We start from the raw sequence: 19,252 nt of genomic DNA, 5'->3' as shown, positions 1-19,252 counted from the left end.
CTAACAACTTCTTAAAAATTAAAAACCGTTAAGCTGTAAAGTTTAACGGTTTTTTTTATGAATTAAAAACATAATAATCAACTAGTAAAACACAGAGGTTATGTATAAAATGAATTAGCATAGGTAACCATAAAGAATCATATTTAAACCTTAAATAGCCTAAAAACAAACCAAAAGGAAAAATCCAAATTAAGGATATAAATGAAAAATGCACCAGAGCAAACAACAAAGAAGTTGCTATTATTGTTGATTTAACCGATGTTACTTCGGTTAATAAATTAAATAAAAAACCTCTAAAAGCAAGTTCTTCAAATATCGGTGGAAGTATCGCTATAAATATTAAAGCCCATAAAAATGGGTAATCTAAATATAAATAACTTTCATAGGAATTTAAAGAAACATCATTAATAAAACTATTAACAAACTCAACTCCATAATAAACTAAAAAAGAATTGACTATAGTTACTAAAATATACAGAGATAAAAGGCCCTTATTAATTTTAGGAAATTTATATAACTGTAACATCTCCTTTCTCCTTACTAAAGAAAAACCAATAACTAAAGAGATAAATAAACTCTCTACTAGAATTTCAACCCAAATATTTTCTTTATAACCATCATAAATAAAAAAAGATAGCCCTATAAATACAATTATAGATACATAAAAAGCTATAATAAAATCTATTACATTACTTTTCTTTTCTAATAATTGATTTCCACAAGTAGAACAAAAATTTACATTAGTTTCATATCTTTTTTTACAGTTTCCACATTGATTCATTCTACAAGTTAGGGTTTACAGTTTTAACCTTTTGTAAATCAAAAGCTGAATATAATCCTTTACCTATGTATGAAATGATAAGAAATTTCCAAAGTATTCCCTTAACTATCGATGTAGGGTCAATAATAGCTGAAATTATTATTAGTGTTAGGTACAATAATAGTCCTGATAATAAAGCAATGAAAGGTTTTTTTTCAGACCAAAAGGCTAAGGCTAAATAAATTAAAGCAACAAAAAAATTCACTCCTAAATCAAGAATACTTTTTGTAGAATAATAATAAATAAAACCATATACAATCATAATTCCACATAGAACAAATAAGGTATTCCTAGCAGACTTAATTTTTTCACCTGCATCAATATTCTTGCTTTTTTCCATTGCTCTTTTTGCAAAAAACTGAGCTCTCTCTTTGTCTGTCCCATTTTCTGGATGTCCACAATTTGAACAAAAAACAACTTCTTTTTCAATTTGCTCTTTACAAAAAGAGCAATTCATAACATCTTTTTCAATTTTATTTTCCATAATACATTTTTATATAACGCTGCAAATATATCTTTTTGAAATTAATATTTTGAAGGTATTTAAAAGTTCGTAGTAACCAAGTGAATCATAAATTTTATATTTGCTGTCTAATAAAAAAGAACATGACACTTATTAAATCTATATCAGGTATTAGAGGTACCATAGGCGGAAATACAGGTGATAATTTGACTCCTATAGATGCTGTAAAATTCGCAGCAGCTTACGGAACTTTTATTAAAAATAAAAACTCCGAAAAAGAAAAAATAAACATCGTTATTGGTAGAGATGCCCGTATTTCGGGGAAAATGATAAGTAACTTAGTGGCTAATACTTTAGTCGGATTAGGAATTAATGTGATTGACTTAGGTTTATCTACAACACCTACTGTTGAAGTAGCTGTTCCTTTAGAAAAAGCTGATGGAGGTATTATCTTAACTGCTTCTCACAATCCTAAACAATGGAATGCTTTAAAATTATTAAATGAAAAAGGAGAGTTTTTAAACGGCGAAGACGGGGCAGAAATATTAAAAATTGCAGAAAATGATGCGACTATTGAGTTTGCTGAAGTTGACGATTTAGGCTTATATAGAAAAAAGAAAAACTACATAAAAAAGCACATCAAAGAAGTTTTAAACCTTGATTTAGTTGATAAAAAAGCCATTAAAAAAGCGAAATTTAAAGTAGTGGTAGATGGTGTAAATTCAACTGGAGGAATTGCTATTCCTGCTTTATTAAAAGAGCTAGGGGTAAAATGTATAGAGTTGTATTGTGAACCTAACGGACACTTTCCTCACAATCCAGAGCCTTTAAAAGAGCATTTGACTGATATTTCTGAATTAGTAGTAAAGAAAAAAGCTGATTTAGGTATAGTGGTAGATCCAGATGTAGATCGTTTAGCATTGATCTCTGAAGATGGCTCTATGTTTGGTGAAGAATACACATTGGTTGCTTGTGCCGATTATGTATTAGGGCAATTAGGAGGAGGAAACACCGTTTCTAATTTATCGTCTTCAAGAGCCTTACGAGATATTACCGAAAAACATGGCGGAACCTATACGGCAAGTGCAGTAGGAGAAGTGAACGTTGTTCAAATGATGAAAGATACCAATACGGTAATTGGAGGAGAAGGAAATGGAGGAATCATTTATCCAGAATCTCATTACGGACGTGATTCGTTAGTAGGTGTAGCTTTATTTTTATCACACTTAGCACACAAAAAAATGTCGTGTAAAGAATTAAGAGACTCATATCCAAGTTATTTTATGAGCAAAAATAAAATCCAGTTGACACCACAAATAGATGTCGATAAGATTTTAGAAACCATGGCTAATAACTACAAAAATGAAGATGTAAATACGATTGATGGTGTGAAAATAGATTTTGCAGAAGAATGGGTACACTTACGCAAATCGAATACAGAACCAATTATTAGAATTTATACAGAAAGTACAAGCCAAGAAAACGCAGATACTTTAGCAGAAAGATTTATCACTGAAATAGAACAAATAATACAATAACCTCTTGAAATTAAAAATCGTAAGTTTATTGATGCTAATAGCTTCAGCATCAATTGTAGCACAGGATAAAAACGAAGAAATCGTTCAAAAGAAAAAAGTAACCAATAAAGGAAAATTCTTTGTAGTTTGGGGATGGAACTGGGCTAGTTACACTGACTCAGACATTCACTTTAAAGGAGAAAATTACGATTTCACTTTATACAATGTAAAAGCTCAAGATAGACAAACAAAATTCTCTTTTAACGATTACTTTAATCCAAGTAGAGTTACCATACCTCAAAACAACTATAGAATAGGATATTTCTTTAAAGAAAATTATACAGTTTCTATTGGTGTAGATCATATGAAATATGTAATGATTGCTGATCAAGATGTAAAGATTGATGGATATATAAGTACAGGAAGTACTTATGATGGTAATTATAACAATGAAACAATCAATTTAGCGGCTGATTTCTTACGTTTTGAGCATACGGATGGTTTAAACTACGTAAATGTAGAAGTAAAACGTTTTGACGATGTAAGTCACTGGTTTGGGTTAAATTTAGAAAACTTACAAATCAACTTAACCGAAGGTCTTGGTCTTGGTGTTTTATATCCTAGAACAAATACTACTTTATTAGGTATGGAAAGACATGATGAGTTTCATTTATCAGGTTACGGAACCTCAATAGCTGCAGGTGTAAACATCGCTTTTTTAAAGCATTTTTATGTTCAAGCAGATTTAAAAGGAGGCTACATATATATGTCTGATATAAAAACAACATACAACCCAGCTGATAAGGCTTCTCAAAGTTTTTACTTCTTAGAAAACACTATTTTATTAGGAGGTAAATTCAGGTTGTAATACACAAATGTTATAAATACGTTAATATTGTAATTATTTTGGGTTACTTAATGGTATACTGCTAATTTTAGCACCACAAACAACTACTTAAACTATGGAATTAGAACAGTATTTTGAAAAATTTAGAAAAAATATTGTAGGTATAAACCAAACTTTCCAAACACCCTACGGTGAAAAGAAAATGATATATACCGATTGGACTGCTAGTGGAAGATTATATCGCCCAATAGAAGAACAGCTTTTAAATAAGTTTGGTCCTTTTGTTGCCAATACACATACTGAAACTTCTACTTCAGGAGCTGCCATGACTTTAGCTTATCATGAAGCTCGTAACATTATCAAACGCCACGTAAATGCATCGGCAGATGATGTGTTAATTACTGAAGGTTCTGGTATGACAGGAGTTGTTAACAAATTTCAACGTATTTTAGGCTTAAAAGTTTCAGAAAACTTAAAAGAGAATACACAAGTTCCTGATGAAAAACGACCTATTGTGTTCGTTAGCCATATGGAACACCATTCTAACCAAACATCATGGATAGAAACCATAGCTGATGTTGTAGTTGTACCATGTAACGATGAAGGTTTAGTATGTTTAGATAAGTTTGAAGAAACTATCAAACAGTATTTGGATAGACCTATTAAAATTGCTTCAATTGTAGCCGGATCTAATGTAACGGGTATAAAAACCGACTATCACAAAGTAGCTTCATTAATTCACAAATATGGTGGGTTGTGTTTTGTAGATTTTGCTTGTTCTGCTCCGTATGTTGATATCGACATGCATCCTGAAAATGAAGATGAATATTTAGATGCTATTTTCTTTTCTCCTCATAAATTTTTAGGAGGACCAGGAAGTTCAGGAGTATTAATTTTTAATAAGAAGTTATACAAAAACATGGTTCCTGACAACCCAGGAGGAGGGACTGTAAGTTATACCAATCCTTGGGGACAACACGATTATTTTGATGATGTAGAAACCCGTGAAGATGGAGGTACACCTGCTTTTTTACAAACTATAAAAATAGCTTTGTGCATTCAGGTAAAAGACCAAATGGGCACTGATAAAATAAAGGAACGTGAAGATGAGATAAATCCTGTTATTTTTAATTGTTTAGAAAGTTTAGAAGGGGTACAAATCTTGGCTCCAAATCATAAAGATCGTTTGAGTATTTTTTCTTTTTACTTTGAAAAATACCATTTCAATTTAGTTGTAAAATTATTAAACGATCGTTTTGGTATTCAAACCAGAGGCGGTTGTTCTTGTGCAGGAACTTACGGACACTTCTTATTAAATGTAGATCAAACCAGATCAAACGAAATAAAAGGACAGATTTTAGAAGGTTGTAATACCGAAAAACCAGGTTGGGTACGTTTGTCTGTACATCCAACAATTACTAATGAAGAAGTAGAATTCATTTGCGATTCGTTAAGAACATTAGCCGATAATATTGAAGAATGGGCAAAAGACTATCAATACGACATGGCTAAAAACGATTATGTTCACAAAACGGTAGAACCTATTGAAAAACAACTCGTAGCTGATTGGTTTTTATTATAATATGAAACACATAAGCACTTCCTTTTTAGAGGATAACTATACAAAATTTAAAGAAAACTCTATATCTGGTAGGTGGATAACCTTAGCAGATATAGAGCCTTTGTATATGAAATTGAAAGAATCTGGACTTCAAACAACAGTAATTGGAGAATCAGAAGAGGGGAGAGCTATTTATCAGTTAAAACTAGGTAAGGGCCCAAAAAAAGTCCTTATTTGGAGTCAAATGCATGGAAATGAGAGTACAGGAACCAAAGCTGTCTTTGATTTTTTAAATTTTGTACAACACTTTCCTAATCACGAGATTACTCGAACAATTTTAGATAATTGTACCATTACAATTATTCCTATGTTAAATCCTGATGGAGCACAAGCATATACTCGAGTAAATGCTAATGATGTAGACTTAAATAGAGATGCCGTAGCAAAAGAAGCGAAAGAAAGTAAACTATTACGTAAGGTTTTAGATGAATTTAATCCAGTATTTTGTTTCAATTTACATGATCAAAGAACCATTTTTGGAGTAAATGGCACAACCAATCCTGCAACAATATCTTTTTTAGCACCTTCGGAAGAAGAAACTCGAAAAATTACAGAAGGAAGAAAAGAAACCATGAATGTAATCATTTCTATGAATGAATTACTGCAAAAAATGATACCTAACCAAGTAGGTCGTTATACAGACGAATTTTATCCTACTGCTACAGGAGATAATTTTCAAAAACTAGGGCATAATACCATTTTAATTGAAGCGGGTCATTTTGCCGATGATTACGACAGAGAAGTAGTAAGAAAATATAATTTTTACGCGTTATTACAGGGAATACACCATATTTCTATCAACGAAAATTTTAAAAATTATCAAGAATATTTCTCTATTCCTAACAATATCAAGAACTTCTACGATGTGATTTATCGTTCAAAAAATAATCAAAAAGATGTCGCTTTTCAGTATGCAGAAAGTGTAGAAAATGGTAAATTTGCACTGGTTTTAAACAAAGAAAAGGAAGGGGATCTATCTTTATTTTTAGCTCATAAAGAATTCATAAAAAACAGTTAAAAATTCTTTTTTCCTTAAATAAAACTTATTTTTTTTAGAAAAAAACTATATTTTAGCAATATTACTTGAAGAAAACAAAAATAATGAAGAAGTTCATACTCGATGAAATTGATCATCAAATTTTAGACATTTTAATAGAGAATGCTCGTACACCTTTTACAGACATTGCAAAAAAATTATTAGTGTCTGCAGGTACTATTCATGTACGTGTAAAAAAGATGGAAGACGAAGGAATTATTCAGGGGTCTACTTTAACCTTGAACTATGAAAAAATGGGGTATTCGTTTATCGCTCATGTAGGAGTTTTTTTAGAAAAAACATCAATGACTCAACATGTTTTAGATAACTTAAGATTAATCCCTAATGTAACTGTAGCTTATGTTACTGCAGGAAAATATAACATCTTCTGTAAGCTAAGAGCTCGCAATACTAATGATGCTAAAAATATCATTTATAAAATAGATGATATTCATGGAGTAAACAGAACAGAAACTATGATTGCTCTTGAAGAAAGTATCAATGATAAAAAACGCTTAATGCATGCTATATTTAAAGATATTTAATCTTAATCATAGCATATAAAATTAAAAGGGTTACAAAATTTGTAACCCTTTTTTATTGCTTATTAATTAACTTAACTTTTATTTTTCGTTTTAGTTATTGATTTTTATAGTTTTTCAAATTCTTCTTCTGAAATTTCTCCAGAATTAATTTTTCTCAACTCTTCCATTTTTGATAAGATAAAGTTATGTAAATCTTCATCAATATCAGCTGGCTTTTCTAAGTGTTGGCGCAAAGCTCCAGGCAATACATAATTATCATAATAGTAAAAGAAATTGTAATCAAAACTACTTACACTCAAATTATAATCTCCTAATAAATACCCTAAACGGAAAGCAGAACGACGTTGAGCAGGAGTACCGTGGTGTCCTGAACTAGTTGTGTTATAGTCTCCGATTGAAGCTGCAAAATTATAAGCTGCTGAAGCTTGAGTCCAAGTAGCATTATAACCATTAGGTTTTTTAATGTAGTATCCTGCAAAACCATCTGCCTCTAATTCAGTAGCTCTTGCTGTACTTTCTCTTCTTGTAGGTAAATTGTTTTGATACTGTAATTGGTGACCAACTTCGTGGGCTTGTACCATGGCACAAGAAATTCTACCTCCTTGGCTTAGAGCCATGTTGTATAATTCTTCTCCATAAATAATGTATCCACTACCATAAGAAATGGCATTGGCAGTACCAGAACCTTTTGCAAAATATAATGGAATAGTACTGATGTTAAAAACGTCAGCTATTTTTACATTCTGGTTTTTAATAAAATTAGTTTCCGATTGATTTACAATCGTAGAACTAATGTAAGCATTTGATCCCCAGTAACTATCAATATAGCTACATGTTTCATGAGAATGGGATGCAAATAATTTAGCATTTGCGTCGTCAATAGTATTGGTTTCGTTGTCACTACAGCTAACCATTAACATTGATGCCGTAATTGCTAAGATGAAGGGTTTTAAATTTTTCATTTTCTTAAATTAAATTATAATGAAAAGTTAATTAATTAAGCAATCCATTAACAAATCGTTAAAAAAACGAAAATATTTTGCGATGTTTAAATATTAACAGTTTTTACTTACTTGTTAATATTCTGTAAATAGAGTAGAAGTACAGAGTGTTAACTAATTAATCTCTTATAAACTCCAATTAAATTCATTAAAAATAATTTTCCAATCGTCAGGAAAATCAGCAATAATCTCTGTTTTTTCATTTGAATACGGATGTACAAACTCCAAAGAATACGCATGCAAAAAAAGATTTTCACAGTTAAAATTTTCAATAAACATCGTATTGTGATTTTTATCTCCATACTTTGGATCACCAATTAATGGGTGACTTATTTTATTCATATGAATACGCAACTGATGCAATCTTCCTGTTTTTGGCTGCAGTTTTACCAAACTATACCTAGAAGTATCATATGGTTTTACCGGAATATCAACTATAACTGTTTTTATCGTACACAAATGTGTTTCTGCATCTTTATATACATTAGCATCTCTTCCTTTTACTGGAGAATCGATAACCTTGGTTTCTGGAGCATGCCCTCTAACAATACCATAATACGTTTTTTGTATTTGATTGTTTGTAAACAATTCTTGAAACTTTGCTACAAAACCGCTTTCTTTTGCTAGTAATATAATTCCAGATGTTTTTCTATCAAGACGATGTATGGGATACATTTTTTGATTAAACTGTCGTTGTAATATTTGTAATAACGAATCTTCTTCGACTACATTTCTAGAATGATGTGCGTGGTGTACTACTATGTTATTCGGTTTTGATACACAAAGAATAAAATCATCTTCATAAAGAATATCTACACTCATTACTTTAATTATTTACTGGTTTTAATTTTGTAAAATTTAACAATATCAACGATAAGACTCCACAAACAAAGAAGCCCATAAAAAGTGGGAGGGTGGTGGTTACCACATATTTACCTATAAAAGTTGCGATAGGTACTGCCATAATAGTAGACACAAATCCGTTAATCGCTGCTCCAATTCCTGCAATATGTCCTACTGGCTGCATTGCCAAAGCACGAAGATTTCCAAATAAAAAACCAAGAGCAAAAAACTGTAAAGCAAAAAATACCAATAATATTTCTACACTCGGGTTAGCTTGCTGATAAAAGAAGGCGATATATGCTATAGGAACAACAGTAAAAATGATTAAGAAAAATGACACGAGTCTATGCATACCAAATCTCATTACAAATGATCCGTTTAAAAAAGTAGCGAATCCTACCGAAATAGCCAAACCTGCAAAAATGTAAGGAAACTCATCTACCAATAAATATTGTTCTTGAAAAATTTGCTGAGAAGCACTTAAGTACACCATAAATGAACCAGTAATAAATCCTGAAATCAGAGTAAAAACTATGGCTTGCTTAAATTTTATAAACTCTTTTAATCCGTCAGTAAATAAATGAAAAGAAAAAGTAACCTTATTGACTTCTTTAAGTGTTTCTGGTTGACGTTTCCACAGCCAAATCATTACTATTACTCCATAAATCAATTGGCTATAAAATACAGATTTCCAACCATAAGTGTCTAACATGAGTTTTCCTAAAGCTGGTGCTACCACAGGAACAAGAATAAAAATTACTACAATAAACGACATAATTTTAGCCATATAATTACCACTAAAACTATCTCTTACCATAGCAATGCTTATGGTTCGAGGAGCAGAAAGACCAACTCCTTGTAAAACTCTTCCTAAAACCATCATTTCTATGCTTGAAGCACTTACACATATAAAACTAGCAATTACAAAGAGTATGAAACCTCCATAAATTACGGGTTTGCGTCCTAAACTATCAGAAATAGGCCCAGAAATTAACTGTCCAAATCCCAATCCTAAAAAAATCATAGTAATCAATAGTTGATTATTGCTAGACTCTTTTTGAATATTAACACTAATTCCTATTTGTTCTAATGCGGGTAATAATGCATCTATAGATAAAGCTACTAATGACATTAATGAAGCCATTAAAGCTATAAATTCTAATTTCGACTGATCATTTTTTTGCATTAGGCAAAAGTACTGCCTTTATTTTGTTTGAAGTCTGTATTATCAATAAAAAAAGGCTATTATAAATAGCCTTTTTAAACAAACAATATCATGAATGTATAATGAAAATGACGCTGCTTAGAATAAAGTTATTACGTGAAAATTATAAAAAGTGAAGGGGTCTATTCCTAACAGCGTCTTATAGCTTAATATCATCTTACTATACTTAAACAGGAATCTTTGAATTTACCCTACCTTTTTTGTTAAAAAAATTATAATTTAATTTTTTCTAGTAAGATTAATAAGTCTTTTATCTCTTCATTATTCTGTGCTATTAGCTTCTTTCCTTTGAATTTTAAGACTGTATTGGGTATATCTCTTGTTAATTTTTCTTTAGCAGAAAAATCTATTTTTTCTAACCTTTGTTTTATGTCTTTAATTTCTTCTGTTGTTATTTTAGACTCATGTTTTCCTAATAAAGTCACATTTTTAAATCCTTCGTATAAAACTTTACCATCTTCAAAAAGATACATGTCAAAAACAGGGCATTTTCCTAAACACTGGGTTTTACCAAAATACAAAAGAGCATCTTCTTTAATGTTTTTTGAACTTGAGCAACTGGTTAATGCTATTGCTATTAATACTAATACTATGTGTTTCATAATTTATTTAAAAAAAAACGGCACTCTTAGAAGTTTTATAACTGAATATCTAAGAGTGCCAGATTATTAAACTAATGTCTTCTGCATTTAGTTTTGTGCGGATTACCAAAAGTGTTTGCTTGTTTCCACATTCCTGGTTGTGGTAATTCAAACGCTAGCGCATTTCCTTTTCCTCTAAGTGCTAAATTCTTTCTAATATGATCTCTAAAAGCAACCAATTCGCTTCTGTTATACATTAACAGTATTTTTTTCTCTGCAATTGTTTTTCCTTCTGGTTTGTCTTTTTGAGTAGTGAAAGTGGCAAATACTTCAGCAATATCTTCACCCGGATTGGTTGATGCATATTGAGTTACATATCTTTCTTTATACTTCTCATAAAATTGTGCTTGTGCTGCTTCATCTTTTTTAGCATCTTGATACTCGCTCCAAATGTCATTCCAATATTTAGCATGTAATTCGTTTATATATGAGTTTTCTAAAGCACATCCTTCACCAGGGAAGTAGTTTTTACAATTCTCTTGAGTTACAGCTGCATCTAATTGAGTGTTATCTAAGGTTAGTACATGCCCAAATTCGTGAATTATTGTGTAGGCCAATTCACCTCCTGCATTAAAACCACCTTCGTAAGCATAATTGATAGCAATTCCCATTTGCCAAACAGATAAGTCTTTTTTAATTTCAATAACAAAACCAGCACTTCCTGTAACTTCTCCGTTGTAAATTAAAAATTCTCCCATTTTTTTTCTTTGATCGGCAGGAACAATTTTCTTAACCAACTCCCAGATCTCTTTATGCTTAGCTACATCTTTTTGATACTCTAAATCTTTATCTTTTACCTTGTAATCTTGTACTTTAGAGATGTCGTCTCCATTTACTTTGTATAAAGTAATTTCACCCTCGCTACCTTCAACTTGACCATTAGTTGAATCTGTATCACCATCTGACCCTGAGGTATCGGTAGAATCGGTAGGAGGTACTATTTTATCATCGTTACTACACGATACGTTTACCGCGAAAATTGATAAGCAAACAAAAAGAAAGATGAATATTCTTTTAATATTTTTCATAATGTTTAAATTTTTAATAATTGTTTAATCTTTGTTCCGCGGATATATTAGTTAAACAGAAATATTAAAAATTACCCTACCACAATAATTTGCTCTCTAAACAAAAAACAGGGCAGTTTATCTGGCTAAAAGCAACAGTAATAAGGAAATAGAAGGAATTAAATTTTATTTATTTTTTTAGAGTTCGAAACACACTATTTAACATAATATTAATTATAGTACATTTTGTATCGTAATTTCTGTATAGCCGTTTTTCAGGCTATTTACACATAATATCAGATATAACGTCTTTAGAGTTATATCGACAGATATTGTGTGTAAAGAAATTGTGACTTATGAATTTCTTAATTTTTTAAAATATTTAGTACTTGGTTCATTAAAATTTCAAATACGCGATTCTCACGGATTACAATTTTAGATTTATAAGGAAAAATATTTACTCACGAGTTAATTTAAAATTTTATGTTCGTGAATGTATTTACACATTTGTAGCTATAATCACGTTACTTAAAAGTAAATGCCTTTAGTATCAATAATTCACCTTTATATGAATGCTTTGTATTTCTTTTTTTCACAACAATATTATTTTAAAATATAAGGAAAAATATTTACTCACGAGTTAATTTAAAATTTTATGTTCGTGAATGTATTTACACATTTGTAGCTATAATCACGTTACTTAAAAGTAAATGCCTTTAGTATCAATAATTCACCTTTATGTGAATGCTTTGTATTTCTTATTTTCACAACAATATTATTTTAAAATATTATGTAAAATAGAAATTAAATCCGTGGATCTTTTTAAGGTCTCATTTAACGGTTCGTTATGCTATTATTTTAGGAAACATTGCAACTAACCAGATTACTAAAAAAACTTCTTAAACTTCTAGAAATACTAAGAAAAACTTTAACTACCCTCTAAAATATGCTCGCTCCACTCGCCTATTGTTTTAACCAAAGTTTTATGAGGTTAATTCGGTAGCCATCTTTCTAAATCAATAAGCTCATCTTCATCATCATATATAAATGCAACACTATATTTAGCTCGAGTAATAGCTACATATAACGAACTTTTAGCTTTCTCCGTTTTGTCTTTATCAAATACATTATAATTTCCCAATAAAAATTTCTTTTGTTTATCTGTAGGTATAATTAAAACTCTTTCAAAGCCTAATCCTTTTGATGCTCCAAAATTTACATTAGAATTTCCCTTGCATAATTCTTTTTGAGTACTCTTTGATACTCTTAAAATCACAGGTTTATATAATTCTAAATAATTTTTGACATGCTCTTGTTTTATAGCAAAAACTCCCAAATGCTTTAAATATTCATTTGGTATATCTGTATTCATCGATTCAGTTTTCTTATAAATTCCTTCAGCTGAGTGTACCTTATCTGCAAAATCACAAATAGATTGTACACATCTCCAACTAATATTTAAATTTTCTATACTAAAGCCAAGGTTCTTGAACTTATTTAATTTTTCAATATTAGTTTTTGGTTGTTTTGTTCCTATATTAGTAGTATATATAGTTTGCCTAAAATCACCTACGCATGTAATTGATAATGTTTCCAACTTACTCAATTTTTCAATTAGGTCAAAATCCCAACCTACTAAATCTTGTACTTCATCTATCAATATTGAATCATAAATCTGCTCTAAACGAGCTATTGGTTTTCCTTTGGATTCTTTATTAATTCTTGAAGCAAGCTTTGAAATATATGTGGTGTGTACTCTGTCTTTATTCTTAGTTAAATAATGAAGTTCATTATACATTTTACCTACTTTTTCTCCACGTCCTGAAATCATTCTTCCGTTTCTCATGTGAGGGTCTGATGGATTAAAGAAAACACCTAAAATTCGGTTTTCAAAAATGCAATTTTGATATGGCCTTATTAAATCTTCTAAAAGAAATGAAAACCAGCCTTTTATGTAGATATTAGATGGCAAATATTTTTTCTCTATACAAATTTTATCTAGTATTTCTTTCTGGTTATTCTCTGTATAAGTTAGAATTAAAATTTTGCTGCTTGAGTCTTTAACAAGGTCTAAAGCATCTTTAACTATCATTTGAGATTTACCAGCTCCAGCACTTGCGAGAACTAATTTATTACTCATATTGAACGGCCTTAGTTAAATAATCTGGAAACTTTATTTCTTCATTGTTATCGAATATCCTTATTGCTGAATCAACTTTCTTTTTACCACTATCTTCTCCATCGTACCATTGAGTGAAAAACTCCTTTTTTTTATCCAATCCATTAATTTTATTGTATTTATTATAAGTTTGGGTGGATAGCATTACTTTTGCGAGCTTATCTAAATTTGTTTCTGAATCTGAATTTGAATTGATAATAGCAGGTTCTAACGAATTTGAATCATTGGATTTGTCAGAGTAGTATGTTATGAAATCGCAATCTTTATAATTTAGAGACCAATCATGAATATTTTTTTTATAGTTTCCATCATTATCTTTTACTACCCTTATTTTATGTTTTAATGGCTTGACTACATTTAAATAGCTTTTAAAACCAATACCACGAACGACTATAATATCTATACCATTTTCTTCTGGTAAACATCCATGTTTCTTTAAATATATTTTTTTTAGTATTAACTCATCAGAAGGACCTTCAACTAAAATAGGATGCTCCGCTAGTATAACTCTTAAAGTATCATAACCTGGAAATCTTTTAAGAGTTTTAATAGTTTCTTTATCTATATTTCCTAAACGGGAATACTCACTTGACAAAAGACATAACTTATTAATACTTAACTTGTTTAACACATAAGAACTATGAGTTGTTAAGAACAATTGCTTATCATTATTTTTCTTTTCAATATAACTAATTAACTTAACTAAATTTATATGTGAAAGATGATTTTCAGGTTCTTCCAACATTATTATATCAACATCATCTGCTTTATTTTGTAAAGCTAATTTTATCTGAATTTGGTTCTGTTCACCTTTACCAATTTGATTAAATGAAACATCGTCGACTGTTAACTCTAAATTACTTTCCCAACTCGATTTTCCGCCAATATCAGTAGTAATTTTTAAATTCTTACTTGTAATATCATTTTCTACATCTAATCCTTTATTAATCTCTATAACTTTCTCTTCGTTATCAAATCGAGATTTTAATTGCCTAAAATTTAAATTTAAAATAGATCTTTCTGGCTTTTCCAAAGTAGCATTTATAATGCTATTAATATATTTCGAGCGTCCATAAGTTGGATGCAATCTTGAAGGATCAACGAATAAACAATTAACTTTTTTATTATGAAAAGTTAATCTATTCCATGCAAAACTATACCATTCAGTTTTATAGAATTCAATAGGTAATGTTTTGACATCATCAGGCTTTTTAATAAACGAAGAATAAGAGTCTGTTAAATCATCATCAAAGAAAATTCTTATAAAGATTCCTTCAGTATCATCTTTGTCATCATTATTAGTCCCTTTTAGGTTTGCATCTCCTTCTAAATATGCCTCTATTTTAATTTCAGGTAAAGAATTTTGGGATTTATCTCCATCTAAATATTTTTTAATACACTTTTCATTAAACAAATCTGTCGTCAGTTCAGAATTCAAAGGCTTTCCTCTATAAGTAAAGTTGAGACATATTTCAATTGCTTCAAGTAATGAACTCTTACCGCATTCATTGTCTCCTACAATTATGTTTACATCGTCGTTGAATTCAAACTCCTTGCTTTCATGCATTTTGAAGTTTTTGAGTTTGATTTTTTTTAATTTCATTTCAATTATTGGTATAAGATTATTTACATTCCTGAGCTAAATTCAGAAACTTTAATTATTTTTTATTACTATAATTAATAAAAGGGAGAGTTTAAATATACCAAAAAACGACAAGTATTTAACTACGGTTTTCCGTAGTTTTCAATAAGTTATGTATACCAAAATAAATTAGACTATATTCGAAATTTAAGAAGTTAAAAAACATATGCTATTTTTTTATTATTTAATTTTCATATTCTTTTTTACTGTAATATTAAGACCACTTTCAACTTTAATACATGAATTAGGTCATGGCATACCAGCACTTCTATTTACTGACAAGAAAGTAACCTTATATCTAGGTTCTTATGGCGATCCAAAAGAAAGTTTTAAAGTTACTATTGGTAGGATAGAACTATTCTTTAATAAAAAAACTTTTGATTGGAAAATTGGACTTTGCGTGTTAGAGCAGGAAATACTTTCAATAAATAAACAAATATTTATTGTTTTAATGGGACCATTAGCTTCTTTATCATTATCATTAATTTTAACCTACTTAGTTTTTTTTAGTAATATAAATGATAATGCTAAAATTATTTTATTCTTTTTTAATGTCTCGACTTATTATGATTTTTTTTTAAACATTATACCAAATAGTAAGCCTATTGAGCTTCATAACGGGACTAGTGTTTATAATGATGGTAAGCAAATCCTTGAGTTAATACAATTTAAAAACCTACCAGAAGAATATAATATTGGAAGTAAACATTACAATAATAAAGAATATGATTTAGCCGTGTTGTTTTTTGAAAAAGTGCTTGATAAAGGTTATAAAAAGGAGGTTATCTATCAAATATTAATTAGTGCTTATTTACAAATTGAAGATTATGATAATGCATCAAGAGTAGATGACCTATACAGTAGTAAGTTTAAAAAGACATATAACTCAATTGATTATATAAATTCAGGACTAATAAAATCTTTTTCTGGTAATTATGATGAAGCAATAAATGATTATAATAAAGCTATTGAAATTGAACCTAATAATAGTAATGCTTTAAATAATCGAGGTTACACTTTTAATCTAATGGAAGATTATGAAAATGCAATAAAAGACTTCGAGAAAGCTATCTCTTTAGAAGAAAATTTTGCTTACGCATTAAACAATAGAGGGTACGCAAAAATTAAACTAGGTTTAAAAGAAGATGGTCTTGCTGATTTAGAAAAATCAATGACTCTTGATGGTATGAACTCTTATTGTTATTTGAATTTAGGGGTTTATCATTATGATAATAAGGAATATCTGAAAGCTTTGAAAAATTTTAATAAAGCCAAAGAACTAAATGATAAAACTTACCAACTTGATTATTATTTAAAAAAAGTAAAACAAAAATTAGGTTTATAGCTAATTAACCCATTCCATACATTATGCTTCCCTCCTACGTCCTAGCATAAAAAATATTCGTTAGCTTTCATAAAATAACCTTTAATTTTACTATAAACTGACGATTTTTACACACGTTCACTTCCCTCTCATTGTCGTTTACTTATTATTTGCTATTTAAACAAATAGGAATTCGTTAATCTCGATACTCTCGATTTCGTGCAAAGAGTGTTATTTTAAAACAAAAAAAACCTTCTTAAAGAAGGTTTTTACTCTCTGTTCATGTGTATTAGTTGTCCCCCGACTTTTAATTACACATGAAAAAAATCATTCGCAAAACTAAAAATTAATCCTATTAATAAAAATCAAGCAAATGATTACCCTAGACTATTAGTTTTCAGTATCTATACAAACATAGTATTTTTAATAAACTGATAAACAACTACTTATTTTTTTTTACTAACCTATTAATAACATGTTATCAACATCTTATTAACATAAATACTAACATAACTTCATAATATCCAAATAGATATAAAAATTTAAAAATATTTATTACAAAATAAAAAGCATCCTAAATGGATACTTTTTATTTATATCTAACATAATACATTCAACTTATTTCATGGGTTTAAGATTCTCAATAACTTGTGCACTAACCCAAAATATATCTACATTTTCGTAGTCTTTTGAGCCCATATTTCTATTAAAAAAAAGATATTTACCATCTGGCGTTACACAAGCGAGAGCTTCCCAAGCGTCTGTATTAATCTTATCCCCCATATTAATAGGTTCACCCCATGAATCGTCTTGTTGTTTAAAACATATATAGATATCAGAATCGCCATATCCATCTTCTCTTTTTCCATCAAATATAAGATACGACTCATCTGGTGCGATAAAGGGATGAAAGCTTTTTCCGCTATTAATTTTACTGTTAAGTAGTTTTGGTTCTTCATATTTCCCATCCATAAATCGTGAATATCGAATATCACCTGTGAAATCTGATTTGAACTCATCAAAAAAATAAGTGCCTTTAGTCGAAGCCGTAAGACGCATAATTGGCAAGTCTTTAAAAGGAAGATTTAGAGTTTTCACCTCTGACCATTTACCATCTGTAGTGCGTTCCTTATAACGTTTACTCAAATGCATCGTTTTACCATCGGGAGAAATAAAAGGAGTACCAACCCTAGGCGATATAACGGAATCTTTCCATTGATTATTTTCGTATTGAATCACAACAAATTCTTGCTGTACCCCCTTCTCTCCTTCTCTAATAAAATAGAATTCTTTTAGGTCTGGTGTAAAGACACCACTAACTTCCCATCCGTTTGTCGTAACAATACCAGGAGCGAAAGGTTCAGGTGTTAAACCAGGTGGTTTTTGACCTAGATAAGGGCTTTCTACAGTTGGTGGATTGCTATCTTTTGAAGCTTGTTTTTTAACATTGCAAGCATTAAAAAATGATATTAATGTTAATGCCATAATAAAATATAATTTGTTCATTATGTAAGTTTTGGTTGTTATTAATTAGAACTAATACTTAGTTATTAAGTATATTTTCTTCCATAAGTTCTTTTTTTAGTTGAACAAAATCTACCCAATAGGTATCTGTCAGCCAATAAGTGCTTCCATCTTCTCTCGTTCTTATAACTCCCCTAGAAAAAAACAAATATTTTCCATCAGGAGAAACAGTTGCACCTGTTTCACTCTTCTCTGTATTTATCTTTGAACCTAAACTATAAGACTTTGTCCAACTACCATTTATGTTGAAACTAATATATAAATCACCATTTTCATATTTAGATGTTCTTTCAGCATCATAGATAATATAACTTTCGTCTGGAGCTATGTAAGGATGAGCTATCCATTTACCTGGAGCATTTATTTTGTTACTCATTTTTTTTAATTTTGAATACTCACCTCCCTGATTCACTGAGTAATAAATTCCCTCATCCTCTAGTTTTTCTTCTTTCTCTTTAGAATTAAAATATAAATTACCTTGTTCTGTGGAATTTACACACATAATCCATTCGTTTTCAAAGAGTTTTTCTGATAAAAGAACAGGGTCTTCCCATCCACTTTTACCTTTTTTAATATACCATTGATGTAGCCCTGATGATTTTACTGAGTCGTTAAGCGGTCTCGTACTTCCAAAATAAAGTCGATCTCCATTCGGACTAAATCGAGGATGCAGGTCTAAATACTTCTTGTTAGTAGAAAAAAATGCCTGTTTGGGTGTTGACCATTTACCTTTGATTAATTTCATTGTATAAATATTGTGGCTTTCCTCTCGTTCTCTACGTTGGAAGAACAACTCGTTCATTTCCTTATTAAAAGTAATTGAACCTTCAATAAGGCTGTCAATTGAAATAATTCCAGGCGCAAAAATTTCTGGAACTAAGCCTGGTGGCTTTTGACCAAGATATTGTCTTTCGATAGTTTGAGGTTTTAAAGTTATATCATTTTTTTCTTGAGCAAAACCAATGTTTAACGATATAACCCCTGTTAATATTAATAGTTGCTTCATTTTCATGTTTT

Annotated in this window: 17 protein-coding genes; 6 read left to right on the top strand and 11 right to left on the bottom strand. The window is 29.8% G+C overall.

Translation table 11 applies throughout. The annotated features are described in order from the left end of the window. Nucleotides 1-55 precede the first annotated feature (55 nt). Together DFQ07_RS09860 and DFQ07_RS09855 are read right to left on the bottom strand one after the other, a co-directional pair. On the bottom strand, nucleotides 56-781 hold the full coding sequence (locus DFQ07_RS09860; RefSeq protein WP_133536341.1) for a CPBP family intramembrane glutamic endopeptidase: 726 nt from the start codon (nucleotides 779-781) through the stop codon (nucleotides 56-58). Between the two features lies 1 nt (nucleotide 782). Beyond that, nucleotides 783-1,304: a zinc ribbon domain-containing protein gene (locus DFQ07_RS09855; protein WP_133536339.1), complete on the bottom strand. Its 522-nt coding sequence runs from the start codon at nucleotides 1,302-1,304 to the stop codon at nucleotides 783-785. Nucleotides 1,305-1,426: 122 nt separating this feature from the next. Between DFQ07_RS09855 and glmM the strand changes: the two genes are divergently transcribed. From glmM to DFQ07_RS09830, 5 genes are all read left to right on the top strand, one after another. Next, nucleotides 1,427-2,821: a phosphoglucosamine mutase gene (glmM, locus tag DFQ07_RS09850; RefSeq protein ID WP_133536337.1), complete on the top strand. Its 1,395-nt coding sequence runs from the start codon at nucleotides 1,427-1,429 to the stop codon at nucleotides 2,819-2,821. Nucleotides 2,822-2,852: 31 nt separating this feature from the next. Next, complete coding sequence (locus DFQ07_RS09845) at nucleotides 2,853-3,668, top strand: hypothetical protein (protein WP_133536778.1); 816 nt, start codon at nucleotides 2,853-2,855, stop codon at nucleotides 3,666-3,668. A 94-nt stretch (nucleotides 3,669-3,762) separates the two neighbouring features. Continuing rightward, nucleotides 3,763-5,229 (top strand): aminotransferase class V-fold PLP-dependent enzyme, encoded by a 1,467-nt coding sequence (locus DFQ07_RS09840; protein WP_133536335.1) that lies wholly within the window; start codon nucleotides 3,763-3,765, stop codon nucleotides 5,227-5,229. A gap of 1 nt (nucleotide 5,230) precedes the next feature. Further along, entirely contained in the window at nucleotides 5,231-6,286 is a 1,056-nt protein-coding gene (locus tag DFQ07_RS09835; RefSeq protein WP_133536333.1) for a M14 family zinc carboxypeptidase, read from the top strand. A gap of 83 nt (nucleotides 6,287-6,369) precedes the next feature. Beyond that, complete coding sequence (locus tag DFQ07_RS09830; RefSeq protein WP_133536331.1) at nucleotides 6,370-6,849, top strand: Lrp/AsnC family transcriptional regulator; 480 nt, start codon at nucleotides 6,370-6,372, stop codon at nucleotides 6,847-6,849. Nucleotides 6,850-6,953: 104 nt separating this feature from the next. Here the strand turns inward: DFQ07_RS09830 and DFQ07_RS09825 are convergent, their stop codons facing one another. From DFQ07_RS09825 to DFQ07_RS09795, 7 genes are all read right to left on the bottom strand, one after another. Then, nucleotides 6,954-7,811, bottom strand: coding sequence for a neutral zinc metallopeptidase (locus DFQ07_RS09825; RefSeq protein WP_133536329.1), 858 nt, complete (start codon nucleotides 7,809-7,811; stop codon nucleotides 6,954-6,956). A gap of 165 nt (nucleotides 7,812-7,976) precedes the next feature. Then, nucleotides 7,977-8,672 carry a pseudouridine synthase gene (locus tag DFQ07_RS09820; RefSeq protein ID WP_133536327.1) on the bottom strand — a complete coding sequence of 232 codons (696 nt, stop codon included), beginning with the start codon at nucleotides 8,670-8,672 and terminating at the stop codon, nucleotides 7,977-7,979. A gap of 4 nt (nucleotides 8,673-8,676) precedes the next feature. Continuing rightward, nucleotides 8,677-9,879 (bottom strand): multidrug effflux MFS transporter, encoded by a 1,203-nt coding sequence (locus DFQ07_RS09815; RefSeq protein ID WP_133536325.1) that lies wholly within the window; start codon nucleotides 9,877-9,879, stop codon nucleotides 8,677-8,679. Nucleotides 9,880-10,130: 251 nt separating this feature from the next. Further along, on the bottom strand, nucleotides 10,131-10,520 hold the full coding sequence (locus DFQ07_RS09810; RefSeq protein WP_133536323.1) for a DUF6438 domain-containing protein: 390 nt from the start codon (nucleotides 10,518-10,520) through the stop codon (nucleotides 10,131-10,133). Nucleotides 10,521-10,591: 71 nt separating this feature from the next. Beyond that, nucleotides 10,592-11,587, bottom strand: a complete 996-nt coding sequence (locus DFQ07_RS09805; protein WP_133536321.1) for a zinc-binding metallopeptidase — start codon at nucleotides 11,585-11,587, stop codon at nucleotides 10,592-10,594. A 970-nt stretch (nucleotides 11,588-12,557) separates the two neighbouring features. After that, on the bottom strand, nucleotides 12,558-13,706 hold the full coding sequence (locus tag DFQ07_RS09800) for a UvrD-helicase domain-containing protein (RefSeq protein ID WP_133536319.1): 1,149 nt from the start codon (nucleotides 13,704-13,706) through the stop codon (nucleotides 12,558-12,560). After that, nucleotides 13,699-15,348 (bottom strand): ATP-dependent nuclease, encoded by a 1,650-nt coding sequence (locus DFQ07_RS09795; RefSeq protein ID WP_133536317.1) that lies wholly within the window; start codon nucleotides 15,346-15,348, stop codon nucleotides 13,699-13,701. Before DFQ07_RS09795 ends, DFQ07_RS09800 begins: the two co-directional genes overlap by 8 nt. Nucleotides 15,349-15,553: 205 nt before the next feature. On the opposite strand from DFQ07_RS09795, the gene DFQ07_RS09790 reads away from it, so the two are divergent. Beyond that, nucleotides 15,554-16,732, top strand: coding sequence for a tetratricopeptide repeat protein (locus tag DFQ07_RS09790; RefSeq protein ID WP_133536315.1), 1,179 nt, complete (start codon nucleotides 15,554-15,556; stop codon nucleotides 16,730-16,732). Nucleotides 16,733-17,329: 597 nt separating this feature from the next. Here the strand turns inward: DFQ07_RS09790 and DFQ07_RS09785 are convergent. Both DFQ07_RS09785 and DFQ07_RS09780 read right to left on the bottom strand, forming a co-directional pair. Further along, nucleotides 17,330-18,217, bottom strand: coding sequence for a TolB-like translocation protein (locus tag DFQ07_RS09785; RefSeq protein ID WP_133536313.1), 888 nt, complete (start codon nucleotides 18,215-18,217; stop codon nucleotides 17,330-17,332). Between the two features lie 37 nt (nucleotides 18,218-18,254). Then, complete coding sequence (locus tag DFQ07_RS09780; RefSeq protein ID WP_166627763.1) at nucleotides 18,255-19,241, bottom strand: TolB family protein; 987 nt, start codon at nucleotides 19,239-19,241, stop codon at nucleotides 18,255-18,257. Nucleotides 19,242-19,252: the final 11 nt, after the last annotated feature.

This window comes from Tenacibaculum caenipelagi (genome assembly GCF_004363005.1).
Lineage (GTDB): Bacteria > Bacteroidota > Bacteroidia > Flavobacteriales > Flavobacteriaceae > Polaribacter > Polaribacter caenipelagi.
The sequence above is the reverse complement of the archived record's forward strand: the minus strand, read 5'-3'. Positions and strand labels throughout refer to the sequence as shown.

What these genes read in the sequence shown, in the direction of transcription:
- DFQ07_RS09795 (WP_133536317.1), bottom strand. Translation starts at nt 15,348, where the DNA reads ATGAAATTAAAAAAAATCAAACTCAAAAACTTCAAAATGCATGAAAGC.
- DFQ07_RS09790 (WP_133536315.1), top strand. Translation starts at nt 15,554, where the DNA reads ATGCTATTTTTTTATTATTTAATTTTCATATTCTTTTTTACTGTAATA.
- DFQ07_RS09830 (WP_133536331.1), top strand. Translation starts at nt 6,370, where the DNA reads ATGAAGAAGTTCATACTCGATGAAATTGATCATCAAATTTTAGACATT.
- glmM (WP_133536337.1), top strand. Translation starts at nt 1,427, where the DNA reads ATGACACTTATTAAATCTATATCAGGTATTAGAGGTACCATAGGCGGA.
- DFQ07_RS09835 (WP_133536333.1), top strand. Translation starts at nt 5,231, where the DNA reads ATGAAACACATAAGCACTTCCTTTTTAGAGGATAACTATACAAAATTT.
- DFQ07_RS09800 (WP_133536319.1), bottom strand. Translation starts at nt 13,706, where the DNA reads ATGAGTAATAAATTAGTTCTCGCAAGTGCTGGAGCTGGTAAATCTCAA.
- DFQ07_RS09780 (WP_166627763.1), bottom strand. Translation starts at nt 19,241, where the DNA reads ATGAAGCAACTATTAATATTAACAGGGGTTATATCGTTAAACATTGGT.
- DFQ07_RS09805 (WP_133536321.1), bottom strand. Translation starts at nt 11,587, where the DNA reads ATGAAAAATATTAAAAGAATATTCATCTTTCTTTTTGTTTGCTTATCA.
- DFQ07_RS09820 (WP_133536327.1), bottom strand. Translation starts at nt 8,672, where the DNA reads ATGAGTGTAGATATTCTTTATGAAGATGATTTTATTCTTTGTGTATCA.
- DFQ07_RS09810 (WP_133536323.1), bottom strand. Translation starts at nt 10,520, where the DNA reads ATGAAACACATAGTATTAGTATTAATAGCAATAGCATTAACCAGTTGC.
- DFQ07_RS09840 (WP_133536335.1), top strand. Translation starts at nt 3,763, where the DNA reads ATGGAATTAGAACAGTATTTTGAAAAATTTAGAAAAAATATTGTAGGT.
- DFQ07_RS09815 (WP_133536325.1), bottom strand. Translation starts at nt 9,879, where the DNA reads ATGCAAAAAAATGATCAGTCGAAATTAGAATTTATAGCTTTAATGGCT.
- DFQ07_RS09825 (WP_133536329.1), bottom strand. Translation starts at nt 7,811, where the DNA reads ATGAAAAATTTAAAACCCTTCATCTTAGCAATTACGGCATCAATGTTA.
- DFQ07_RS09785 (WP_133536313.1), bottom strand. Translation starts at nt 18,217, where the DNA reads ATGAACAAATTATATTTTATTATGGCATTAACATTAATATCATTTTTT.
- DFQ07_RS09860 (WP_133536341.1), bottom strand. Translation starts at nt 781, where the DNA reads ATGAATCAATGTGGAAACTGTAAAAAAAGATATGAAACTAATGTAAAT.
- DFQ07_RS09855 (WP_133536339.1), bottom strand. Translation starts at nt 1,304, where the DNA reads ATGGAAAATAAAATTGAAAAAGATGTTATGAATTGCTCTTTTTGTAAA.
- DFQ07_RS09845 (WP_133536778.1), top strand. Translation starts at nt 2,853, where the DNA reads ATGCTAATAGCTTCAGCATCAATTGTAGCACAGGATAAAAACGAAGAA.